This window comes from Robertmurraya sp. DFI.2.37 (genome assembly GCF_029211245.1).
In the GTDB taxonomy this organism is placed as follows: domain Bacteria; phylum Bacillota; class Bacilli; order Bacillales; family Cytobacillaceae; genus Robertmurraya; species Robertmurraya methanolica_A.
This window is the reverse complement of record NZ_JARGEJ010000397.1, coordinates 1-353: the sequence shown is the minus strand read 5'-3', so window position 1 is coordinate 353 and position 353 is coordinate 1. Positions and strand designations below refer to the sequence as shown.

1 protein-coding gene is annotated in these 353 nt (G+C 36.5%); it reads right to left on the bottom strand.

All coding sequences use genetic code 11. The features are described 5' to 3' along the window. The coding region (yycH, locus tag PZE06_RS27025; RefSeq protein WP_275792244.1) for a two-component system activity regulator YycH at positions 1-353 on the bottom strand (353 nt) is incomplete at both ends.

Here is a 353-nt window from a genome sequence, read left to right as displayed (position 1 = left end):
CATCCAATGAGACGAAATATACATATCCGCTGTCATTCATCACATTTTTCATCTCAATGATGATTTGATCGAAGTGAATCCCAGACATATCCTCGTCCTGTATACCTAAAATATTTTTATAAATTTCCATTGGAACGGAGCTTGGAAACGAGATTTGAGCACGACCATTTTCATGGAGAAAATCTGATAAGTCTTCTTCTTGGATTGTCACCTGTTCAAAATGGCGGTAATTCCAAGTGCTAAGTTCCTTTATAATTCGATCAATTTCTCCTGGATATACAGTTCCATAATGTTCATCATCGATATGATAAAACACGCGATCGGCCTTTATAATTTGCCTAACTTCCTTAGGA